Here is a 4,685-nt window from a genome sequence, read left to right on the forward strand (position 1 = left end):
GGCGCTGAAGCAACTGCCGCAGGACGCCTCGGTGCTGGTGCTTCCCACCCAGCCGGTCGGCTACAGCCCCGAGCACGCGAGTTTTCCGGGCACGCTGACGCTGCCGATCGAGACCGTGCTCGCCACCTGGATCGCGCTGGGTGAATGCGTCGCCCGCGCCGGTGTGCGCAAGCTGCTCCTCTTCAACGGCCACGGCGGCCAGGCGAGCCTGCTGGACATCGTGGCGCGCGAGCTGCGCGTGCGCTGCAACCTGATCGTCTACGGCTGCAACTGGTGGAACCTGCCGCTCGGCGACGAGGTCAACGGCTTGTTCAGCGCCGACGAACACCGCTTCGGCGTGCACGCCGGCCAGATCGAGACCTCGCTGATGCTGGCGCTGGCGCCCGACACGGTGCGCATGCAGCAGGTGCAGGACTTCGCTTCGAGCTCGCGCGAGCGCGCGGCGCGCTACCCGGTCCTCGGCAACGGCCGCAGCGCCAAGCTGGGATGGGCGATGCAGGACTACAACCCGCAGGGCGCGGCGGGGAATGCCGCGGCCGCGGACGCCGCCCACGGGCGCGCCGTGCTGGAGGCGGCCGGCCGGCAACTGGCCTTGCTGCTGCAGGAAATCGCGGCGCTGCCGCTTTCCACCCTCGCGGGCTGATTCGCGAGGGCTTTCCCCTCTCCGCCGTCGCCGGCTGATTCCCGGCCCCCTTCCGTTGCAGCCCGGCTTCGCGTTAGGATTCGCGGCTGAAACTGGTTTCAGTCGCCGATGCCCTCCAAGCCCCGCCCGCCCGTCTTCGCCCCTGCCGCCGCCCGGGCGACGATCGCCGACGTGGCAGAGAAGGCGGGTGTTTCCAAGGCCACGGTCTCCCGCTTCCTGAACCGGCGCGACGAGCTCCTCACGCCGGAGATCGCGGCCCGGGTCGAATCGGCCATCGCCGCCCTGGGCTATGCGCCCAGCCCCATGGCCCAGGCCCTCAAGCGCGGCCGCTCGCGCCTGGTCGGCCTGGTGGTGGCGGACGTGACCAATCCCTTCTCGGTGGCCGTGCTGCGCGGGGCCGAGAAGGCCTGCCAGGAAGCCGGCTACCTGCTGATGCTGTTCAACCTGGGCGACGACAGCCGGCGCGAGCGCGATGCGATCCAGGCCCTGGCCTCCTACCACGTCGAAGGCCTGATCCTGAACACGCTCGGGGCGGACGAGGGCGCTGCCGCTGCCGTCGCCCGCCAGGGCCGCCCGGTCGTGCTGGTGGACCGGCGGCACGCCAACATGCAGGCGGATTTCGTCTCGTTGGACAACGTGGGGGCGATCCGGATGGCGGCCGGCCACCTGCTGGAGTCGGGCTGGGACGACCTGCTGTTCGTCACCGAACCGGCCGCCGGCGTCAGCTCGCGTGAGGAGCGGGTGGCGGCTTTCCGCGCCTTCCTCGCCGCCCACCCGCAGGCGAGCGGCGAGGTGTTCGAGTCTTCCGCCGGCGACGCCGCTGCGCTGGAAACCGCCCTGCGCGCCCAGCAGGCGCGCGGCCGCCGGCCCGCCGTGCTGGCCAGCAACGCGGTGATCACGCTGCGGGTAGCCGACGCGGTGGCGCGCCAGGGCTGGGCCTTCGGCCGCGACCTCGGCCTGGTCGGCATCGACGAGACCGAGTGGGCGCCGCTGGTCGGCCCGGGCCTCACCACCATCGCCCAGCCGACCGACGCGCGCGGACGGCTCGCCACCGCCTGCCTGCTGGAACGCCTGCAGGGCCTGGACCTGCCGCCGCGCCAGATCCTGCTGCCGGGGCGCCTGGTCGTGCGCGGTTCCTCGATCCGGGCGTAAACTCGAATCCGACTAGGGTTTTCCCTGATGAGTCGCTGAAACCGGTTTCTATAATGCAGCCCAGAAACCGGTTTCAAACCGATCGCGCGCCGTGAACTACACCTTCCAGTTCCAGGACGTCTTTGCCGCCTGGCCCCTGCTGCTCAAGGGCACCTGGATCACGATCCAGCTCTCGCTCACCGCCACCGTGCTCGGCCTGGTGGTGGCGATCGTGTGCGCCTGGGCCAAGACCTCGGGCCCGCAGCCGGCCCGCTGGCTGGTCAACGCCTACATCGAGCTGATCCGCAACACGCCCTTCCTGGTGCAGCTGTTCTTCTTCTTCTTCGCCCTGCCGGCGCTGGGGCTGCGCTGGTCGGCGCACGCCGCGGCGCTGGTGGCGATGGTGGTGAACCTGGGTGCGTACGCCACCGAGATCATCCGCGCCGGCATCGAGTCGATCCCGCGCGGGCAGATCGAGGCCGGGCTGGCGCTGAACCTCAAGCGCCACCAGGTGTTCCGCCACATCGTCCTCAAGCCGGCGCTGAAGGCAATCTACCCGGCGCTCACCAGCCAGTTCATCCTGCTGATGCTCAGTTCGGCCGTCGTCTCCGCGATCTCGGCCGACGACCTCACCTCGGTAGCCGCCAACCTGCAGTCGCAGACCTTCCGCAGCTTCGAGATCTACATCGTGGTTGCCGTCATCTACTTCCTGCTGGCGCTGGCCTTCACGATGCTGTTCCGCTTCGTCTACCGCGTGGCGCTGCACTACCCGGACCGCCGCTGATGCGCACCTTCGGCTATCCCGAATTCCTGTACATCCTCGAAGCCGCGAAGTGGACCATCGCGCTGTCGCTGATCGCCTTCGTCGGCGGCGCGATCGGGGGCCTGCTGGTGGCCTTGGGCCGCACCAGCCACAACGCCTTCGCGCGCGCTGCCTCCACTGCCTTCGTGCAGGTGTTCCAGGGCACGCCGCTGCTGCTGCAACTGTTCCTGGTGTTCTTCGGCGCGCCGGTGATCGGCATCGACGTGAACCCGTGGGTCGCCGCCGGCGTGGCGCTGATCCTCAACACCAGCGCCTTCCTCGGCGAGATCTGGCGCGGCTGCATCCAGGCCATCCCGCAGGGACAGACCGAAGCGGCGCACGCGCTGGGCCTGCACTACTTTGCCCGCATGCGCGACGTGATCCTGCCGCAGGCGTTCAAGATCGCGCTGCCGCCCACCGTGGGCTACATGGTGCAGGTGATCAAGGGCACGTCGCTGGCCGCGATCATCGGCTTCACCGAGGTCACGCGCGCCGGCCAGATCATCAACAACGCGACCTTCCAGCCGCTGATCGTCTTCAGCCTGGTGGCCGCCATCTACTTCGTGCTGTGCTGGCCGCTGTCGCTGCTGGCCGCCCGCATGGAGCGCCGCCAGGCCCGCGCGCTGGCGCGCTGAGCCCCGAACCGTTTTTCATCCACTGGAGACTTCCACCATGCAAACCATCTCCCGCCGTGTTTTCGCCGCGCTGGGCCTGGCCGCCACCGTGTCGCTGCTGGCCGCCCCCGCCGTCGCCCAGACGCCGGAGGACCTGAAGAAGAAGGGCGAGATCAACGTCGGCCTGCTGGTGGACTTCCCGCCCTACGGCACCACCAACGCGCAGAACCAGCCTGACGGCTACGACGCCGACGTGGCCCGCCTGCTGGGCAAGGACTGGGGCGTCAAGGTGAACCTGGTGCCGGTGACCGGCCCCAACCGCATCCCCTTCCTGCTGACCAACAAGGTGGACCTGCTGATCGCCTCGCTGGCCATCACGCCCGAGCGCGCCAAGCAGGTGCAGTTCTCCAAGCCGTACTCCGCCGCCACCATCGTGCTGTTCGGGCCGAAGAAGCAGGCGATCAAGGGCCCGGCCGACCTCAAGCCGCTGAAGGTGGGCGTGGCCCGCGCCAGCACGCAGGACGTGGCGCTGACCGCCATCGCCCCGCAAGGCACCGAGATCCGCCGCTTCGACGACGACGCCTCCGCCATGCAGGCCCTGATCTCCGGCCAGGTCGACGCCATCGGCTGCTCCACCACCGTGGCGGCGCAGATCAACAAGCGCCAGCCCGGCGCCTTCGAGCCCAAGTTCGTGCTGCGCCAGCAGGAAATGGCCGTCGCCATGCGCCCCGGCCAGGAGCCCCTGCTCAAGGCTGTGAACGACTTCGTCGCCAAGAACACGGCCAACGGTGAGCTGAACAAGCTGTACAACAAGTGGCTGGGCGCCGACCTGCCGAAGATGCAGTAAAGGCGTAGCGGGGAACAGCATGGACCAGAGGGCCGCAGCCGGCGCCGAACCGATCATCCGCATGCAGGGCGTGCAGAAGTGGTTCGGCAAGTTCCAGGTGCTCACCGACATCGACCTCGCGGTCGCGCCGGGCGAGCGCATCGTGGTGTGCGGGCCTTCGGGCTCGGGCAAGTCCACCCTGATCCGCTGCATCAACGGCCTGGAGACGGTGCAGCAGGGCAGCATCGTGGTGGACGGCATCGACCTCACGGCGCACAAGCGCAACGTGGACAAGGTGCGCGCCGAGGTCGGCATGGTGTTCCAGCAGTTCAACCTGTTCCCCCACCTCACCATCCTGCAGAACTGCACGCTGGCGCCGATGCGCACGCGCGGCATCTCGAAGCAGGAGGCGGAAGCCACCGCCATGAAATTCCTCGAGCGCGTGCGCATCCCCGAGCAGGCCCACAAGTACCCGAGCCAGCTCTCGGGCGGCCAGCAGCAGCGCGTGGCGATCGCCCGCGCGCTGTGCATGACGCCGCGCATCATGCTGTTCGACGAGCCCACTTCCGCGCTCGACCCCGAGATGGTCAAGGAAGTGCTGGAGACCATGATCGGGCTGGCCGAGGAAGGCATGACGATGCTGTGCGTGACGCACGAGATGGGCTTCGC

The 4,685-nt window shown here is 69.2% G+C and carries 6 protein-coding genes; all 6 read left to right on the forward strand.

Annotation, left to right across the window (positions count from 1 at the left end):
• On the forward strand, positions 1-643 hold a 643-nt coding region (locus VFM98_RS19950; protein WP_325111643.1), incomplete at its 5' end, for a creatininase family protein.
• A 108-nt stretch (positions 644-751) separates the two neighbouring features.
• Positions 752-1,795: a LacI family DNA-binding transcriptional regulator gene (locus tag VFM98_RS19955; protein WP_325111644.1), complete on the forward strand. Its 1,044-nt coding sequence runs from the start codon at positions 752-754 to the stop codon at positions 1,793-1,795.
• 91 nt (positions 1,796-1,886) lie between these two features.
• Positions 1,887-2,558: an amino acid ABC transporter permease gene (locus VFM98_RS19960; protein WP_325111645.1), complete on the forward strand. Its 672-nt coding sequence runs from the start codon at positions 1,887-1,889 to the stop codon at positions 2,556-2,558.
• Entirely contained in the window at positions 2,558-3,211 is a 654-nt protein-coding gene (locus VFM98_RS19965; protein WP_325111646.1) for an amino acid ABC transporter permease, read from the forward strand. Before VFM98_RS19960 ends, VFM98_RS19965 begins: the two co-directional genes overlap by 1 nt.
• A gap of 37 nt (positions 3,212-3,248) precedes the next feature.
• Positions 3,249-4,037, forward strand: a complete 789-nt coding sequence (locus VFM98_RS19970; RefSeq protein WP_325111647.1) for a transporter substrate-binding domain-containing protein — start codon at positions 3,249-3,251, stop codon at positions 4,035-4,037.
• Positions 4,038-4,056: 19 nt separating this feature from the next.
• The coding region (locus VFM98_RS19975) for an amino acid ABC transporter ATP-binding protein (protein WP_325111648.1) at positions 4,057-4,685 on the forward strand (629 nt) is incomplete at its 3' end.

The sequence above is a fragment of the Ramlibacter sp. genome, assembly GCF_035706265.1.
Classification (GTDB): domain Bacteria; phylum Pseudomonadota; class Gammaproteobacteria; order Burkholderiales; family Burkholderiaceae_C; genus Ramlibacter.

Coding starts and splice junctions, on each gene's coding strand:
- VFM98_RS19955 (WP_325111644.1), top strand. CDS start 752: ATGCCCTCCAAGCCCCGCCCGCCCGTCTTCGCCCCTGCCGCCGCCCGG.
- VFM98_RS19965 (WP_325111646.1), top strand. CDS start 2,558: ATGCGCACCTTCGGCTATCCCGAATTCCTGTACATCCTCGAAGCCGCG.
- VFM98_RS19970 (WP_325111647.1), top strand. CDS start 3,249: ATGCAAACCATCTCCCGCCGTGTTTTCGCCGCGCTGGGCCTGGCCGCC.